Genomic DNA, 18,179 nt, shown 5'->3' with positions numbered 1-18,179 from the left:
TTTCTTAGAAACTTAGTATCTCAGAAACTTACTTTTTATCATACGGAATATATTGATCCCACTCCCAGGGTGTGTAAGTATCTTTGATTCCTATTTCTAGCAAATATTTTATTATTTTCCCTGTCGAATAGTTATTAGACATTATCAGCATTGCAATTCCTTTATCCTGAAAAACAATACTATAATTCTGAAAACCTGAACCCTGTCCTTCTTTAAAGGCTCCATATCCGTAAGGTGATTTTACTATTCCCCAGCCCAGCCCATACGAAAGCTCCGTTTTGTCATTCCAATTCCCGTCTTCTAATGCTCCTGGCCCAAACTGATTTTTGGAGCGAATACGAATCTGCGGACTAAACATTTCTTTATACGACTTGTCTTTTAGTATTTTTTTGTTCAAAATAGCGGTTATAAATTTACTGTAATCTTCTATCGTAGTTTCAAGTGTTCCCGCTCCTCTTGGCGCGTTGTCTTTATCTTTTTCCTGAACCTTTCCATCGTTATCATATCCGTAGGCAAAATCTTTCTCAAATTTATCCTGCCAGCGGTAGCTTGAATAATTCATCCCAAGCGGTTTAAATATTTTATCCTGAGCCAGTTCTTCCAAAGGTTTTCCTGTAATTTTCTCTAATACTACCTGAAGATATGTAAGCCCTTCACCCGAATAACTGTATCGGCTTCCAGGTTCAAACTTAACTTTAAGCTTTTCATCTGTTTCAAACCAGCGCCAGTTAGGCAAACCCGATGTATGATCTAGGCACATTCTTGCCGTTATCTTTTTGTATTCAGGATACGATTTTAATTCTTTAAAATCTTCATGCCATACTTTAAAATCATATTCATAAATGGGTTTTGGAAGATAATCTTGAAGTGGTTTGTCTAAGGTTATTACGCCTTCTTCAACCAATTTCATAACCAAAACAGCAAATACAGCTTTACTAAAAGAGGCTCCATAAAGATTTGTCTGCAATTCTAATTTCTTTTTTGTTTCGATATTACTAAAACCAAAAGTTTTCATATAAACAGGTTTTTTAGCATTAAAAACAGAAATAGCTAATCCTTTTACATCGGCTTTACCCATAAGGTTTTCAATTGCAACGGTCAAACTATCAGCAGAAATTGTGCTTCCATCAAGTCTTTTAATGACCGGATTTTGTCCTTGAACAGAAATTATATTTATAAAAAAAATAACAAGAAAAAGATTTTTCATGATTAAGATGTATTCAGTGTTACTAATTAATGCTGCTTTTATCATTTTTTTTGAGTAATACACTCAAGCAAAACAACTTGACAATAAATCAAATAAAATGACTAAGAATTTTATAATTAATTTAAAAACCATTTTTTACTATATTTCAGTCCTATAATCACACAAATATATTAGCTGTTAAAGCATAAGACAATACTGATAAATAACCATTTTTATGAGAAGCATAAAAGATGATTTGAGCAAACAGCTTTTGGAGCAAAAAAACTCGCATAGCTTACATCCTACGCAAGATTTAAAAGCGTTTCAAAAAATTGCGCAGAATTTTGCTAATTTAGAAAACGGCATTGCGGTGCTAAGCGATTTATATAATAACAAAAGTTATATCTATTCTGGTAAAATTACCGATGAACTAGGAATTTTTAAGAAAGATCAAGTCCAGGAAATAGAAAGTATATGGGAAGATGAACTTTTTGGCAAATTGAATTCTGACGATGTATTGCAAAAATATCTTTTGGAACTCCATTTTTTTCAGTTTATAAAAACGGTTTCTATTGAGGAAAGAAAGGACTTTTGTATCACTAGCAAACTGAGAATGAATGATGAAACGTCTGGAAAGTCTCTCGTGCACAAAATGTTTTATTTTTCAAATCAATATGAAGATGTAGAATTGGCTCTTTGTCTTTATAATTTTGATTTTTCTCTAGCTCTTCAATATGAAGGAGCCATTATGAATACAGCAAACGGAAATATTGTGGAGGAAAATATAACTAGCAATACCTCTTTTCTTTCGGCTAGGGAAAAAGAAATTCTAAAAATGCTCCAAAAAGGAAAACAAAGTAAAGAAATTGCTTCTCTTTTATTTATAAGTATTAATACTGTAAGCCGCCATAGGCAAAACATTCTGGAAAAAATGAAAGTTAATAATACTGCTGAGGCATGTACGCTTGCTGCAAAATTGAAGTGGATATAGTCTTTTTTGAGGTGCAAAGTGACAGTGGAACAGAGGCTTAGAGTTTTTTTCTGAAATTAAAAAGTATCTAAGTATCTTAATTCTTAATTCTTAATTTTCAACGAAACAAAAACCATAAAAAAACCCCATCTGATGATGGGGTTTAATTGTATTATTTTTTTGATTCTTCGATAGAAACTTTTCTGAACTCTTTTAAAAGTTTTTCAATTTCTAAAGTCGCTTTACGTGCTCTTGGACCTGCTGCTTTAATTCCTTTTTCAGTTAAAGATTCAGCTTCTGCTTTAAATGTGTCAATTTCGGCGTTGATTTTTACTAATAAATCTTTCATGCTTATATATTGTTAAATTAAGCCACAAAAATAAAAGTTTGTGTGATAGTTACAACAAAATTGCTGTTAAATTTAATGCAGTTTTTCATTCATTTTCTTTACAATAAATTGACCTCACAATTTTGCAAAAACACAGCAAACACAAAAGACTAGCAATCAAATACTTATTTACAAAACAAAATAATCATGATCCTTTTGAAGCTTTGTACATAGCTTTTGTTCTACTAAAAAAATGTATGAAAATATAGCAGAGAACGCTGTGTTGTATGCCTTAAAAGTGGAAAAATTACTCAAAAAAAGGAAATTTTACTCGGTCAGCATCTTATTGATGTATACATTTTTTAAAATAACACCGTCGATAATGCTTTTATCAAACTTAGTTTTTACAGTTTCTATATTTAAATTTTCAAATTTAAAATTAGTCAAGCGAACATTGGGATCTTTTTCTACTCCGTAAAAATTACTGCACTTAAGATCAATGTTTCTCAAAGTAATATGATCGCCATAAGACAAAGGAATATCTGCACGACCTTTTAAATCATAAAATTGTCGCCAAGCAAAAATTGCCAAACCAGTTTCGGCTTCACCTTTTATATTTTCAACCAAAATGTATTCATACCGCTGTGGAGTGTCTGGGCGCATTTTTAGCCAAAGCAATCTTGAAGCTCCATCGACTTTACTGTTCCGAAATATAACATTACGGTTATGAATCGCTTCACTCCCATTTGTCAAAGCCGAATGACAAAACCCAAAAGTACAGTCTTCAATTATAATATTTTTGTTGGGTCCGTTATTTTTATCTTGTTCCGCATAAGGTCCTTTGCCGCCTTTTAAAGCAACTGCATCATCATTAACAGACATGTAGCAGTCTTTTATCAAAACATTTTCGCAAACATCGAGATCGACGGCATCTGTACTTGGCGCTTTGATGCCAACGTGCGGTGAAAAAATATGAAGTCCGAGCAGTTTTACATTCTTACATTTATAAAAATGATTCGTCCAAAAACCAGAATTGACCATTTTTACCTCTTGAAACTGTACATTATTAGAGTTCCAAACAAAAACCAATCTTGGCCTTGAAACCTCAAGATTTGTACAATCTGGATTTTCACTGCGTCTTTTCCAAAAAGCTTCCCAAAACTTTTTTCCGTTTCCATTTATTGTGCCTTCGCCAGAAATAGAAAAATAATCCACTCCATAGGCATTAATCAAAGCAGGAAAATAATCTAAGTTCTGTCCTTCCATACGCGAGGGCATTATTGGATAATCTGCGATAGTATCAGAACCTTTTAAAACTGCGTCTTTTGCCAAATGCAAAACTGTTTGTGGTTTAAAAAATAAAGCACCGCTTAAAAACACACCTTGCGGAATCACAATCACGCCGCCTCCGTTCTCCGATGCTTTATCGATAACAGCTTGTATAGTTTTGGTTTGAAGTAAAGTACTATCGTTTTTAACTCCAAAATTTGTAATTACATATTGCTTTCCTAAATTTTCAAGCTTTAATTTTTGATGTTCTTTAAACCAGTTAGCTATTGGAGTTCCATCAGGAAAATTTTCTGTTTGCTGCTGTGAAAAAGAGAAATTAAATACTCCTATAATAAATAGCATTAAAAGATTATTTCTCATTTCAAAAACATTTTTTACCGGTTAATTATTGTTTTCAACTTTTATTTTGGGCGAAAGCTGTTTCGCTAACCTAATATTTAAATCTTTATTCGCACTTAATTACCAAGCTACAATCGCATAATAGCTAATTTCTTTATCAAAATAGAATAAATATTTTTCTAATTAATCTTTCCGAGACGCTCCCTTTTTATCAAAATCGCTTTTTTAGATAATTAAGTAATTGGAAGATAAATTGACATTGTTTTTTTCATTCTATCTGATTTTTATTTTTTAGAACAATTTAAGGGTTTTAATTGTCATTATAACACCTCAAATAAAAAACTTTGTTAGAAAGATTTCAGGATAGCAAAAAAAAATGCAGGATAAAGAACAATATTTATCCTGCATAAAATGCACAACTTTAAATCAAGTCATAATCAAAATGTGTGCACGAAAAAAATATAAAAAAAATAAACTAATTACATTAAAAAATACATGGCTTTAAAATAATCATCTGCCTTTGTCTGTAATAATTTTGATCCCGAGAAGGAAATTCTTTCGTTTTTAAAATCCAGTTTGCTTTTAAAAAAAGTTTGCAGTTCTTTGAAAATTTCCCGACTCGTTTTGGATTCATCAAACAAAACCACGTTATTTACTAAAAAAGCCAAACTTGGATAAAACTGTTTATTAAATAAACAAACTAATACATTTGTTGTTTTATTTTCTTGAAGAAATCCTAGTAATTCTTCTCGCGTATGTACAACGTAAACAATTCGATCATACTGCTTTGCTTCTTCCTCTTCATTATTTCCAAAAAAAGATTTTTCTGAAAACTCAAACTCATCTTTAAATTTTCTTTTAAACATTTTTAGAAAAACACCTTTATTATCAAGTAGTTGTTCCTGTTATAGTTCCTGTACAGGCATCTAATGCTGTTGGTGCTGCAGGTGTTGCATCGCATTGTCCTATTACATCTGCCAATAAAGGAGCACTCGGCGCAGTCGTATCATCAATAATAACATTTTGAGTCGCTGTTGATGTATTTCCTGAACTATCTGTAAAGTTCCAAGTAACTACAGTTGTTCCTTGTGTTGTTATTGGAAAAATAGTAGAAGTTGTACCAGTTATTACTCCACTATCACAATTATCTGTAGTAGTTGGTGTTAAAGGTGTTGCTGAACATTCTGCTGTTACATCTGCTAATACTGGCACGACTGGTCCTAAAGTATCTGTTATAATAACATTTTGATTTGCAAATGATATATTCCCATTTCCATCATCAAATGTCCACAAAACAATAGTTGTACCTTTTGCTGTTATCGGAAATGAAGTTGTTGTTACTCCTGTAATTGTACCTGTACATGCATCTGTAGCTATAGGTACTGTTGGTGTTGCTTCACACTGACCTATAACATCTGCTAAAATTGGCATAACTGGTCCTAAAGTATCATCTATTATTACATTTTGAGTGGCTGTTTGAGTATAACCATTTCCATAATCAAAAGTCCAGGTAACCACAATTGTTCCTTGAGTTGTAATCGGAAATAAAGTTGTTGTTACTGCAGTAATTGTTCCTGCACAAGGATCTGTAATTGTTGGGGCAATTGGTGTTACCTCACATTGTCCTATAACATCTGCTAAAGCTGATGGGACTACTGTTGCATTTATCGTGATACTTGCAGTTGTTGTTCCTGAACAGGTTGGATTACTAAAATTGTAAGTAACCGTATGAGTTCCAACTGTAGAAAGTGCTAAATCTATCGTTCCAGTAGCTGGATCAATAATTAGACCAGTATCTCCACTATAAGTGCCGCCTGCTTCACCTGTTTGAGTTACAACGGCTGTACCTCTATTGCAATATGGAGTACTTGAGTAAGCAATTGTTGCAGTTGGTAATTCATTTATTTCTATTTGTGCAATGTCTGTACTAGAACAGGTACCATCTGTAAAACTATAAGTAACTATATGACTTCCTAAAGTCGAACCAGCTAAATCTATTGTTCCTGTGGCAGCATCAATAATTAAACCCGTATCTCCACTGTAAATTCCTCCTGTTACACCTGTTTGAGTTACAATTGCTGTACCTGTTTGACAATATGGTGTACTTGTATAAGATATTCCTGCAACAGGCAATGGATTAATAATAACCGTTACAGGCTGTATATTACTACAAGTAGCGTTAGTACCTTTTATATAATAAGTACCGCTAACATCAATAATTGTAGGATCAACTATTGGATCCGTCCCCTGTGCATCTGTAAAATAAGAATATGTCATCCCTGCTTCACTTCCAGCAGTTATTTCAGGCGCCGTAATATTTACTGTATTTGGAAAGCAGACAGCTGCTGGATCTGTGATCACAAGATTAGGAAGAGCTGTAATGACGACTGTTAAGTTTGAAACTGTAGTACTGCTGCATGGCGGACCAAAAGTTACCGAACAAGTATAATTATTGTTTCCAACTAATAGAGCAGAATAATTTACTAGAGGACTTTTAAGTGTTTCATTAGCTGGAGTGATTCCCGGACCAGTCCATAAATATGAAATTGCTCCCACCGTATCTATATCTAATTGTAATGTGCCTGTACCTAAATTACAAAATGTTGCTGGACTTGAAATATTATTAGCGGTTGCAGTTGGAGCTGCCGCCACACCTATTTGTGCAGATTGAGTTATGACGTTTCCACAACCGTCTTTAATTCTAAAAAAATAGGTATTATCAGTCAAACCAGGAAAAGTATTAGCACTTTGATAAGCACTGAAATTAGTTCCGCCATCTGTACTAAGAGCGTATTCCAAAACATTTCCAGGGGCAGGTGAATTTGATGTTGCTACAATAGTTAAAGTTCCATTAGTCGCACCACTGCTGCAAACATAACCACCAGTATTGGTTTTATTTACACTAATAACATTATTAGAATCATAAGTCAAAGTTTGAGTAAGAACATTAACGGTTCCTCCTTTTATTCGTAAACCAAAAACATAAGTACCATAACTTAATCCGTTAAAAGGAAGTGACGCAGTATTACTTGCTAAATCTCTAACTTGGCCCACACTTGACGGACCAGAAACAATAATAACCTGATAAGCGCTTACACTATCAAAATTTCCATTCATTACGTAATTAAATCCTCCACAAACTGGAGTAATTGTATTTCCATTTAAAGTAGCATTATAACCTGAAACTGTAGCATTTATGGTTCTTGTACCACAAGGAATAGTCATATCTAAAGTATAATGACCAGATGGCCAATAATCTAAAGGATCTGAGGCATTTACTCTTGGTAATGTAGCACTTCCTGATGTTGGATTTAAAGGTGTGCTGCTTGTATATCCGACAGGAACTAAAGGATTATCTGAAGATGTAACCGTATAATTTATTATGTCTCCCGCCTGAACAGGAGATACCGTTAGAATTAATCTTCCGTAACCTAACGCGTTCAAATTTTGCTGAACCCCTGTTAAAACCTGATTAATTGTAAATGTAGAAGCCGCGGGAATAGATATATTTTGAGATACAGGAAGTGTATCGAAACTTCTTGTTGTGCTGCCCTGTGCATCTATATACGTTACATGATAAGTTGCTCCTGCGGTAAAGCCTGTAATTAGCTGTGCGGTACTATTAATTGTGGTTGTAACAATATCTGAAGGATTTGCAATATTAGTAAATGTAACATTCAAAGGAAAACAGCTCAACCTATTAGGTACCGCCCTAATTAATCCTGCGCCTGCACAATTTGTTGGCCCCATCGTACCTCCACTATTATATTGGGTTACATTAAATTCTTTGGTATTACCACAATTGTCACTTAATACAACTTTCATAGATGCACTTGCAATTTCAGCTAATACACCTGCTTTTGTCGCAATTAATGGAAGTCTAACAGTATTAAGCAATGGAGAATAGCCCGCTCCACCCACATCGCTATATCCATCAGCGTTTGTATCCTGACCGTACAACTGTCCCTGATACAATATTTTCCAGCTAAATCTTGCAGCATCACTTGGTGAAATAGTCGTACTATTGGCTGTATATTGAAATAATAATTCATTAATAACATTTAGAGGCGTAGAACAGTTATTTGTAGTATTAAAACTAGGATAAGCTAAACTTCCTAATTTAAAATCATTTACTGTTACAGTCGGATTAGAAATAGATGTTGCTCCTGTGATAGTTTGTCCGCAGTCATCAGTCACGCTTACTAAATAGTTACTCACTCCTAACGGATTAAAAGTAAAAGTAGTTGCACTAATTGGTCCACTATTCTGTAAAATCACACCTGGAGCAGCCTGGGTTGCAATAGTATAAGTATAAGGTGCTTTTCCAGCTGTTACTGTCGAGGTCAACGAAGTTGTTCCTCCCACACAATCTGCCACTTTTGTTGGCGTAGCAACATTCATAGCGGTATAGCCATCAGTAACTGTAATGTTAGCGCTGGAGAATACAGTGCCGCCAGCGGTTGCCCGAGCACTTACAACGTAAACTCCCGAACTTAATCCTGTAAAAACATTATTGTTTGTAAATTGTGTAGGATCTCCAGAAACTGGAGCAACTACAACCCCTGCTTTTAATAATTGATATTGCGGTGTAGCTCCCAAACCTGTATTGCTAGCAGTAATAATTCCGCTGTTAAAACAACCTGTATTGCTCGGAACGCCTGAAACAGTTTGAGCAAAAGCCTCATTATTCATGAAACTCATTACCGGCAAAATCATTAAAAATATTAGTAAAGTAATTTTTGACTTCATAATTGTTCTAATTAATTAAACAGACTTACTTTGAACACAATATCTTTTGTTAAGGATAAAAGATATGCTGTTTTTAAAACAACTATTTCATAATTAAAAAATCTTATATTTTAATCATTTACAAATACTTATAAAACAAACATAAGTTCTTAGCTGGTTAAATTTTCCAATTACCTTTAAAAGTTTAAAAAGTTATAGGAAAAGAAATTTATTTAGGAGCAAAGATTTCCTAGATAATACAAATAAACGCAACACCAACTAAGGAATAATTAAAAAGACTTAATTACAAATAGTTAAACAATAATTTTTAAAATTATTTATAAAAAAGATACTGGCGTAATAAAAAAATATAGCTCTCTAAGTGTAGGCTTGTAGTAATGGCTATAGAACAAGAGTGAATAATCTTACTAAGGATTTATAACCAAAATTAATAGTTTTTTATTTTTAAAACATAAAAGTACTCAATTTCAGCATATTAATAAAATTTTAACACTAAAAAAGATTAAAAAAAGTTTATAAAAAAAGAGAGAACCAAAGTTCTCTCTTTTCACATATAGTTGCTAACGTAAAAATTACTTTATTCCCTTTTTAAGTTTATCAATTGATGAGTCATTTAAAAGTCTTATTTGTTCTACAGCAATTTGAGCTATTGCGGTAGCACCTTTTAAAGAAAGATGTGTATCATCTGCCTTATCTTTATCGTAATAAGGATTTTCACCAGCTTTATAATGTAAATGCAATTGTTTTGATCTTTCTGGACCATAAGATTGCTCCAGTAATTCTGTATAGTACTCCAAATCAATAAATGGTACTTTGTATTCCTGCGCCACTAATCTTGTTTCAAAAGGATAGTCTCCATGAGTGGGAACTAATACACCTTTCTCATTAAAATTACGTCTGGCAATTGAAGTCAATAATATGGGTATAGCTCCTTTTTCCCTGCTTTCCTTTACAAAGCGAATTAGATTATAGCGGTAACTTGTATGAGGATTAGTGTAACGAGTGGAATCTTCTATTTTTTCGTCATTATGTCCAAATTCTATTAAAACGTAATCCCCCTTTTTTAATTTTTTATAAATAGAATCCCAGCGTTTTTCATTAATAAAACTTTTAGTACTTCTTCCATTTACAGCTTTATTTATTACAACTATATTATCATTGAAAAATGGCTGTAACACCTGCGCCCATCCATGTTCTGGATTACGATCTGGATCTTTTTTATTAGCCATTGTAGAATCTCCAATACAATAAACTGCTGTTTTTTGAGCAAAACAAAATGTGGTTATTAAAAACGTTAATAGTATATATTTTTTCATTTTATTTTTGTTAATGTTAATTGTTTTGGAATTGTCAGTCTGAGTGTAGTCGAAGACCTTCTTAATCGTAAAAGTACTTTCACTTTTACCGACAGACCAGATTTTTTCGGATACTCTTCACGTACGTCCACTGCTGTGCGTCTCTACAGAAAACCTTTGTCACTCTGAACCTTTGAACCTTTGAACCTTCAAAAAAAAACTAATTTTTTGAAACCGCCGACGGCACACCAGCTCTTTGCCCAATAAAAACATCTGTCATTAGAACATTTTCTGCATTCTCGTTTGACAACGCATTTTTTGCCGATTTGATTTCAATATTCTTTAAAGATATGTTCCTAATTTTTTTATCTGGAAAACCCTGAATTACAATTCCCGACTCTGAAGCTTTGTTACAGGTAATATCAGAAAAATGTACATTTGATATATCCGATTGAAAGCCTTTACCTTCTCCGTGATAATTGGCTGTAATGTAAAGACAGTCTTCTACTTCATCGAGTTTTATATTTCTCACAAAAATATCTTTAATATAACCTCCCCTGTCTGCATTGGTTTTCAGATAAATTCCTCTTTTAAGATAACCTGCTGTTTTACAATTTTCAACAAAAACATTCCGAACACCAGCAGACATTTCGCTGCCAATAACGACACCATGCAGTCCTTTGAAATTACAATTTCTAATTACAATATTTTCACTTGGTGTTGCTGCATTGGCCCTTCCTTCATGATCTCGTCCCGCTTTTATGGCAACATTATCATCACCATTATCAAAGTTCACATTTTCAATTAAAACATTTTTTGCATATTCTGGATCGATTCCGTCATTATTATGATTCAATGATTTATAACTGATTCCTCTAATCGTAATGCTTTCTGATTTTAAAAGATGCAGACACCAGAATGGCGAATTTTCGATTCGAATGTTTTCTACTAAAATATTCTTGCAATTCAAAAACTGAATCATTTGCGGTCTTAAAAAATAGCCTTCTCCAAATTTCCTTTCTGAAATTGGATTATTGTTATGATTCATTTCACGGCTGCGGTTTTTTCCTTCGCCTTCTTTTGCTTTAAAAGTTTTCCATATTTTTCCGCCTTCACCATCAATGATTCCTTCTCCTGTCAAGGCTATATTGGTACAGTTATTAGCGTAAATTAACGGACTGTAATTGTAGAGCATTGTTCCTTCCCAGCTGGTTAAAACTAATGGCAAATAATCTTTTGGATTATCACTGAATTTAATTTTTGCGCCTTTCTCAATTTTTAAATTCACATTGCTGACAAAATGAATTGGGCCGTTGATCTTATAAATTCCTTTAGGAACAATAATTGTCCCACCGTTATTTTTTTTACACAAAGCCATGGCTTTATCAAAAACTTTTTTGTTATCCGTAATTGAATCGCCTTTTGCACCAAGTTTCAACACATTTATCTGATAAGCAGGAATAACGGGCAGCTGAATTCTTTTCACTATAGAATCTACTCTTTCTGAAGGGAAATCACTGTTTTGGGAAAAAGAAACCCAGGTAAAAAATAGGAGAAATAAGTATTTAGAATTCATTTTTTTATAGTTTTAATAGCTGTTTTTCAGTTTTCAGTTTTCAGTCGCAGTCGCCGTTTTCAGTCACAGTTTTCAAACTGAGACCGAGACTGAAAACTCTACCTCAAATACCAATTCAAGATCTTGTCTTTTAGAATATTTTCTATTGAATACTGATCTGCTTCTTTTTTAGAAAGTTGATGCGACCATTTCACTCTTTGCGACGGTTGAAAACCTTCACCTTTACAATTGTATTCTGCATAAAAGGCCTTTTTTTCTGCTTCTGGTTTTGCCCAATTTTCCCAGCCTTCTGCTTTAATTTGTTTACCCATTTCACAATTAATAAAAACCGTTTTGGCATAAATACGCCATGGTCTTCCCAGGTAAACATCTTTCGCCTCAGGATTTGCCGTTAGTTTGCAATTTTTGAAAACGAAACCAAAAGCAGTTCCTTCTGGAGTTGAAGCTGCAGTTATGTACGAACTTTTAATACTATGTATAATACAATTTTCAAATAAAGCTGTCGCGCTTCCAAAAATAAAATCGGTTGTTCCTTCTATATAACAATCTTTAAAATACTGCTTTGCTTCTTTTCCTGATAAATACAAAGTGTCTTGATTTCCTAAAAGGTTACAATTGGAAATTTTCGCTCGATTTGCCACAACAGATAATGCAATAGCTTGTCCGTGTTCTCCTGAAGTATTTTTAATCGTTAAATTGGATGCCGAAAAATCGTCTCCTTCAACTAAAACTGTATACGTATAAAAGGTGCTGTTTCGACCTAAACTAATTTTAGAAAAGTTATCATCAAAAGTAATAATTGTATTTTCTTTGCTTTCGCCTTTTAAAATTACATTCGTGTTCCATTCTGGTATACGGACTTTTTCGTTGTAAGTTCCATTTTTTACATAAATAGTAACTTTTTCATAAGGGAACGCTGGACACGCATATACTGCATCCTGAATTTTTGTAAAATCTCCAGAACCATCTTGTGCCACTGTAATTAGGGTGACATTTTTCTTTTCTGAAGCCGAAACTTTTGTCCCGTTTTTTACTGCCCAATCTGGAAATCTTTTTAAAACTTCTTTTGGCGCATCAGAATACCATGAATAACCGTTTCGTCTTTCTGCTCCAATTTGATCAATCGACTTCTTTTTTATTCCGTCACGATCGCAAAAGAAAGGTTCGTTGGTTTCCAAATCCATAAATCTTGCCCAAATTGGTGATGCATTTGTTGCAGGAATCATTTTTTTGTCTACAATTTTTCCTGCATCGTTTAAGACTCTTTTTTCTTCTAAATTGGTAATTTTAGTTTTTTCGAACCAAGCGACAGCACTTTTTACTGCAGTCACAACTTCTGCTGACGGCTTTTCTAAAGACATTAAAAGCAATACAATTTTTGCCGATTCATAACCGCTTAAAGAAGCCAATTCAAAAGCTCTTGCATTTGCTGGGGCCAAAGTAATTTCGTCATGCTGAGCGCACCATGCTGTTAAAACTCCATTTTGTTTGTATTGTGTTTTTAAGATACAGTCGATTCCTTTATCAAATGCTTTTTTGCATTTTTCAACAACTTCTTTTGAAGGTTTAATACTGTAATAATTGGTTTCATCAGCCACCGATTTTATTACATTTAGAATATTAACCATCGAATCATCATTGTAGGTAATATGCGTATAATATCCTTTTTTTAAGGGATAAAATTGAGGCCAGCCTCCATTTTCATATTGGCCTTCTAGCAAATAATTTAATCCTTTTAAGAAAGACTCCTTATAACGTTCGTCTTTTACCTGAGCATACATTTTTGACATAAAAAGCATTTCCTGGCAAGTTGCTCCATTGTCTGTAGTGGTTTCTACGGCTGTTTTTTTAAGCGCTATTAGGTCCTTCTTTTGCTTTTCAGTCAGCTCTTGCTGCATTTGTATGTTTTTTAGCCAGCCACCAATATCTCTTTGGTACAGTAGAACGTTTTCTGCTATTCTTTTGGCATCCGCCGAAGCAAACCAAGCTGCATCACTCTTACGAATAATTTCAGACCAGTTTTTATAAGTATTCTGAGAATTTACAGCAACACTGCAAAGACATAAAAAAAATAGTATTTGTTTTTTTAACTGCATCATTTCTTGTTATTTCGTTACTCTAAACCAATCTACTTCAACATTTCCAGAATCATTTTTCACCTCTTCACCTAAAGCAAAAAGACCAACTTTAGCGCCAATCCATTTTCCTTCTCTTGCTGTAAATTCATTTCCTATAACTTGATAATTTTTATCATCTAAACTATAGAAGAAACTGCAGATTCCGCCCTTTTTAATTTTTACTTTAAGGTAAATGGTATTGCTTTCTATTGATATGGGTTTTGTTTCGGTTTGTGAGACTGAATCAGCAAAAGTTCCAGTTTTCTGATTCAGGTATAATTTTCCGTTATCGTTTTTAAAACAGAGATAACTGTAATCCAATCCCATAATGATTAATCCTGTAGATTCGCCATTTAACCTAGCATTAAAAGTTAGTTTAGTAGTTGCTGTAAATTCTTCTGCCGGAAATTTTTGCAGTAATAAATTTGGAGCATTAAAAATGTTTGTCGTCGTGGTATTGCAAAACAAATTAAAGTATCCCAAACTTGTTGGAAATCCCCAATTGATTTGTTTATTGGCCTGCCACTGCCATTGCAATCCTAATTTTGGCTCGTTAAACTCATCTGAAGTTGCTGGAATTTCGATTGAATATTTCTTTCCTACATTTGGCTTTTTATAAGTGGTAACTGGTTCTCCAATTCCGTTTTTATCAAAATCTTCTCCCATAACTGGCCAGTCGTTTATCCATTTCATTGGCTGTAAATGAACAATTCGTCCGTAAGCACCCTTATCCTGAAAATGAAAAAACCAATCTTCGCCTGTTGGAGTTGTTACCCAAGCGCCTTGATGCGGACCGTTTATAGTTGTCGATCCTTGTTCCAGAACCTTTTTCTTTTCATAAGGTCCAAAAACATTTTTAGATCTTAAAACAGTCTGCCAGCCTGTAGGAACACCGCCAGCTGGTGCAAAAATGTAATAGTAATTATTTCGTTTGTAAAATTTTGGTCCTTCTATTGTTTCTTCACCAGCATGCCCATCAATTACCATTACTTCGTCATTATTCACAATTGTACCTTCCCAATTCATGGTGCAGATTACCAGTAAACTCTTAATCTGCGCACGGCTTCCCGCAAAAGCATGAACTAAATAAGCTTTACCATCATTATCCCAAAGCGGACTCGGATCTATTAATCCTGTACCGGCTTTTACTAAAAGCGGTTCAGACCAAGGTCCCTCTGCTTTTTTGGCTTTAATCATATAAATTCCAAAATCTGGATCTGGATAATAAATATAAAATTCATTATTGTGATAAGTAATGCTGGGCGCCCAAACCCCATTTCCGTGCTGTACTTTATTGTATGTTTCAAAGGGCGGCTGTTTGGTAAGTGCATATCCAACAATTTTCCAGTTCACCAAATCTTTAGAATGTAAAATTGGTAATCCCGGATTACAGTTAAACGATGAAGCTGTCATATAATAATCATCGCCTGCGCGAACAACATCTGGATCTGAATAATCGGCATGAATGATTGGATTTGTATAAGTTCCATCTCCATTATCAGGCACCCAGACTTGCGCACTATTCTTCTGTAAAGAAAAAACTATAAGAAGAAAAGTGATGATTTTTATATTTTTCATTTTTAAAAGTATTGTCTTTCAAAGAAATCCTAACAGGTTTTAAAAACCTGTCAGGATTCTATTTATTATTCTTAGCAGAGCTTCATGCGACCTTTCGAATTCGCTCCAGAAAACAAAAATTTCTACTCCAAGTATTCAATTAAATTCAACCATCAATCATTAACAATTAATAATTAAAAATCAACAATCAACCATTAACAATCAACCATTAACAATCAACCATTAACAATCAACCATTAACAATCAACCATTAACAATTAACAATTAACCATTAACAATTATCGATTCAACTCCAAAGCTGCTAAAATAAAAGGTCCTGTAGCTTTAGGATCGTTGTCTTTTTTTCTTTCGTTTACATAATATTCGTAAGATCCATCACGATATGGAGTTCCTCCCAAACCTGCAACTTGGCAGCAGTTTGTTAAAGTGATTCCGCCATCTTCATCTACTTTTTTGATTAAAACTTTAGTTAATCCGTCAAAAGCTTTATTGGCTGATTTTTTAAATTTAGCTGGTAAATATCCTTTGTTTGCTCCTTTCGCAAAAGCGTATGAAAACATAGCCGAACCAGAGGCCTCTAAATAATTTCCTTTTCCATCAACTTTGTCTGTAACTTGATACCACAAACCAGATTTATCCTGAAATTTAAGTAATGCTTCCGAAACATTGTTTAGATATTTCACCAATTCTTTTTGTTTTGGATGATCTTTTGGCATATAATCTAAAACATCAACCAAAGCCATTACGTACCATCCTAATGATCTAGACCAAAAATTTGGAGAATTTCCTGTTTGTTTATCTGCCCAAGGCATTTGCTTGCTTTCATCCCATCCGTGGTATAACAATCCTGTTTTTGGATCTGTCGCGTGAAGCTGAATTAATTCAAATTGTTTGGCTATATCATCAAAGCTTTTTCCGTTTTCAAATTTAGCAGTATATTCTGCGTAGAATGGCTCTCCCATATACAAACCGTCTAACCACATTTGATTTGGATAGATTTGCTTGTGCCAAAATCCTCCACTTTGTGTTCTTGGCTGTTCTGTAAGCTGTTTACGAATTAACTGCATTGCTTTTAAGTATTTATCTTCTTTTGAAGACTCATAAACATCAAAAAGAAGACGTCCTGGCAACACTAAGTCAATATTGTATTTATCAAATTCGTATGTATTAATAGTTCCATCAGCTTGAACCAACTCATCTACGTAACCTCTTACGTAAGCTTTGTATCTAGTATCTGGATTTTTTTTGTATAATTCTTCGATAGAATGTAAAACTAAAGCATGTACATAATCCCATTTTGGTTTTTTAGCATCGTCCAGCATATATGCTTCTGGATGGCGTTTCATTAAAGTTAATGCCATTTTATCTGACCACTTCGCATTCTTTCCTATTACAATATCTTTTTTTGCTGGTTCTTGAGAAGTTACTTTACAACTTGTAAATGTCATAACGCAGATCATTAAAACCGACATCAAATAACTTTGTTTTCTAGTATTTTTCATTTCAAAATATATTTAAATTCTTTTATTTTTCTAATTCTATTGCGGCCAATAAAAATGCTCCTATGCCTATTGCGCCATTTTCTTTTGGTTTTGCCGTGAGGTAATATTGGTTGGTTCCGTCTCGAAAAGGTTTTCCTCCTAAACCTACATTCGAAGAAACATTCAGAATATTTATTTCTCCTTTTTTATCGACTTTTACAAATTCTTTTACAAAACTGTCAAATGATTTTTTAGCTGTCGATTTATAACTGCTGGGTAAATAGCCTTTATTAGCGCCCTTAGCAAAAGCATAAATAATCATTCCTGAAGCTGATGGTTCAACATAATTTCCAAACAGTTCTGGTTTATCTGCTACTTGATACCATAATCCAGATTCACTTTTGTACTGATTTACATTCTTTGAAATCTGATTCAAATATTCTACCAAAACTTTATACTTTGGATGTGATTTCGGAAAATAATCTAAGGTTTCAACCAGTGCAACCATGTACCATCCTATTCCACGTCCCCAAATCGTTGGCGAAGCTCCTGTTTGTTTATCTGCCCAAGCAATTTCTTTACTTTCATCCCAAGCATGATAAACTAAACCTGTTTTTTTATCTACAATATGATTATGAACCAATTCAAATTGTTTAGCGATGTCGTCTAAACTTTTTCCCTTTTCATATTTAACCGTAAACTGCGTATAAAAAGGTTCTGCCATATACAAACCATCAATCCACATTTGGTTTGGATAAATCTGCTTGTGCCAAAATCCTCCGCTCGCTGTTCTTGGCTGTGTTTCCAGCTGATTTCGCAGCTTTCCAATAATTTGTAAATAGCGGGAATCTTTTGTAATGTCATATAAATTGAAAAGCAGTTTTCCCGGATTTAAATAATCAATATTGTATTCTTTGATATCGTATTTTTTAATATTTCCAGTGCTGTCAATCATTCCATCAACATACTCTTTGATATAATTCAGATACTTTTTGTTGTTTGTTTTTTGATATAATTTCTCAAAACCAGACAATACAAATCCCATTTTATAATCCCATTTTGGTTTTTCGTTTCCGTCGAGCTGCCACGCCTGTGGATATTTGTTTAAAATGGTAATTGCAGTTCTTTCGGACCATTTTAAATCGTAAGGAACAACAGCTTTTTCTGAATCGTTTTGATCCTGAGCCATACTTTTCCAACCGAAAATAAGCAGTAAAATAATTACGGTTTTTATAGTAATCTTTTTAGAAAGAGATTTATGCATAGTTTG

General features: G+C 33.6%; 12 protein-coding genes. 1 reads left to right on the top strand and 11 read right to left on the bottom strand.

The window, feature by feature from the left end; translation table 11 throughout:
- Window positions 1-28: 28 nt before the first annotated feature.
- A complete protein-coding gene (locus EDB96_RS16240; protein WP_243839364.1) occupies window positions 29-1,252 on the bottom strand; it encodes a serine hydrolase domain-containing protein in 1,224 nt (407 codons plus the stop codon).
- Between the two features lie 205 nt (window positions 1,253-1,457).
- Here EDB96_RS16240 and EDB96_RS16235 point away from each other — a divergent pair, with 205 nt between their 5' ends.
- Complete coding sequence (locus EDB96_RS16235; RefSeq protein WP_243839363.1) at window positions 1,458-2,177, top strand: response regulator transcription factor; 720 nt, start codon at window positions 1,458-1,460, stop codon at window positions 2,175-2,177.
- 151 nt (window positions 2,178-2,328) lie between these two features.
- Here the strand turns inward: EDB96_RS16235 and EDB96_RS16230 are convergent, their stop codons facing one another.
- From EDB96_RS16230 to EDB96_RS16185, 10 genes are all read right to left on the bottom strand, one after another.
- A complete protein-coding gene (locus EDB96_RS16230; RefSeq protein ID WP_026729959.1) occupies window positions 2,329-2,505 on the bottom strand; it encodes a histone H1 in 177 nt (58 codons plus the stop codon).
- 306 nt (window positions 2,506-2,811) lie between these two features.
- A complete protein-coding gene (locus EDB96_RS16225) occupies window positions 2,812-4,134 on the bottom strand; it encodes a glycoside hydrolase family 28 protein (protein ID WP_134141949.1) in 1,323 nt (440 codons plus the stop codon).
- 458 nt (window positions 4,135-4,592) lie between these two features.
- Entirely contained in the window at window positions 4,593-4,979 is a 387-nt protein-coding gene (locus tag EDB96_RS16220) for a hypothetical protein (RefSeq protein ID WP_057116173.1), read from the bottom strand.
- Window positions 4,980-5,001: 22 nt separating this feature from the next.
- On the bottom strand, window positions 5,002-8,862 hold the full coding sequence (locus tag EDB96_RS16215) for a beta strand repeat-containing protein (protein WP_134141947.1): 3,861 nt from the start codon (window positions 8,860-8,862) through the stop codon (window positions 5,002-5,004).
- A 572-nt stretch (window positions 8,863-9,434) separates the two neighbouring features.
- Window positions 9,435-10,178, bottom strand: coding sequence for a rhamnogalacturonan acetylesterase (locus EDB96_RS16210; protein WP_134141945.1), 744 nt, complete (start codon window positions 10,176-10,178; stop codon window positions 9,435-9,437).
- Window positions 10,179-10,377: 199 nt separating this feature from the next.
- The gene (locus EDB96_RS16205) at window positions 10,378-11,733 is read right to left on the bottom strand and encodes a glycoside hydrolase family 28 protein (RefSeq protein ID WP_134141943.1); all 1,356 of its coding nucleotides are present in this window, start codon (window positions 11,731-11,733) and stop codon (window positions 10,378-10,380) included.
- A gap of 98 nt (window positions 11,734-11,831) precedes the next feature.
- A complete protein-coding gene (gene pelA / locus EDB96_RS16200) occupies window positions 11,832-13,832 on the bottom strand; it encodes a pectate lyase (RefSeq protein WP_134141941.1) in 2,001 nt (666 codons plus the stop codon).
- Window positions 13,833-13,838: 6 nt separating this feature from the next.
- Window positions 13,839-15,428, bottom strand: a complete 1,590-nt coding sequence (locus EDB96_RS16195; protein WP_134141939.1) for a glycoside hydrolase 43 family protein — start codon at window positions 15,426-15,428, stop codon at window positions 13,839-13,841.
- A 278-nt stretch (window positions 15,429-15,706) separates the two neighbouring features.
- A complete protein-coding gene (locus EDB96_RS16190) occupies window positions 15,707-16,930 on the bottom strand; it encodes a glycoside hydrolase family 105 protein (protein WP_131726577.1) in 1,224 nt (407 codons plus the stop codon).
- 22 nt (window positions 16,931-16,952) lie between these two features.
- Window positions 16,953-18,173: a glycoside hydrolase family 105 protein gene (locus tag EDB96_RS16185; protein ID WP_134141937.1), complete on the bottom strand. Its 1,221-nt coding sequence runs from the start codon at window positions 18,171-18,173 to the stop codon at window positions 16,953-16,955.
- Window positions 18,174-18,179 lie beyond the last annotated feature (6 nt).

It is taken from the genome of Flavobacterium sp. S87F.05.LMB.W.Kidney.N, assembly GCF_004366435.1.
GTDB lineage: Bacteria > Bacteroidota > Bacteroidia > Flavobacteriales > Flavobacteriaceae > Flavobacterium.
This window is presented reverse-complemented; position numbering and strand designations above follow the sequence as displayed.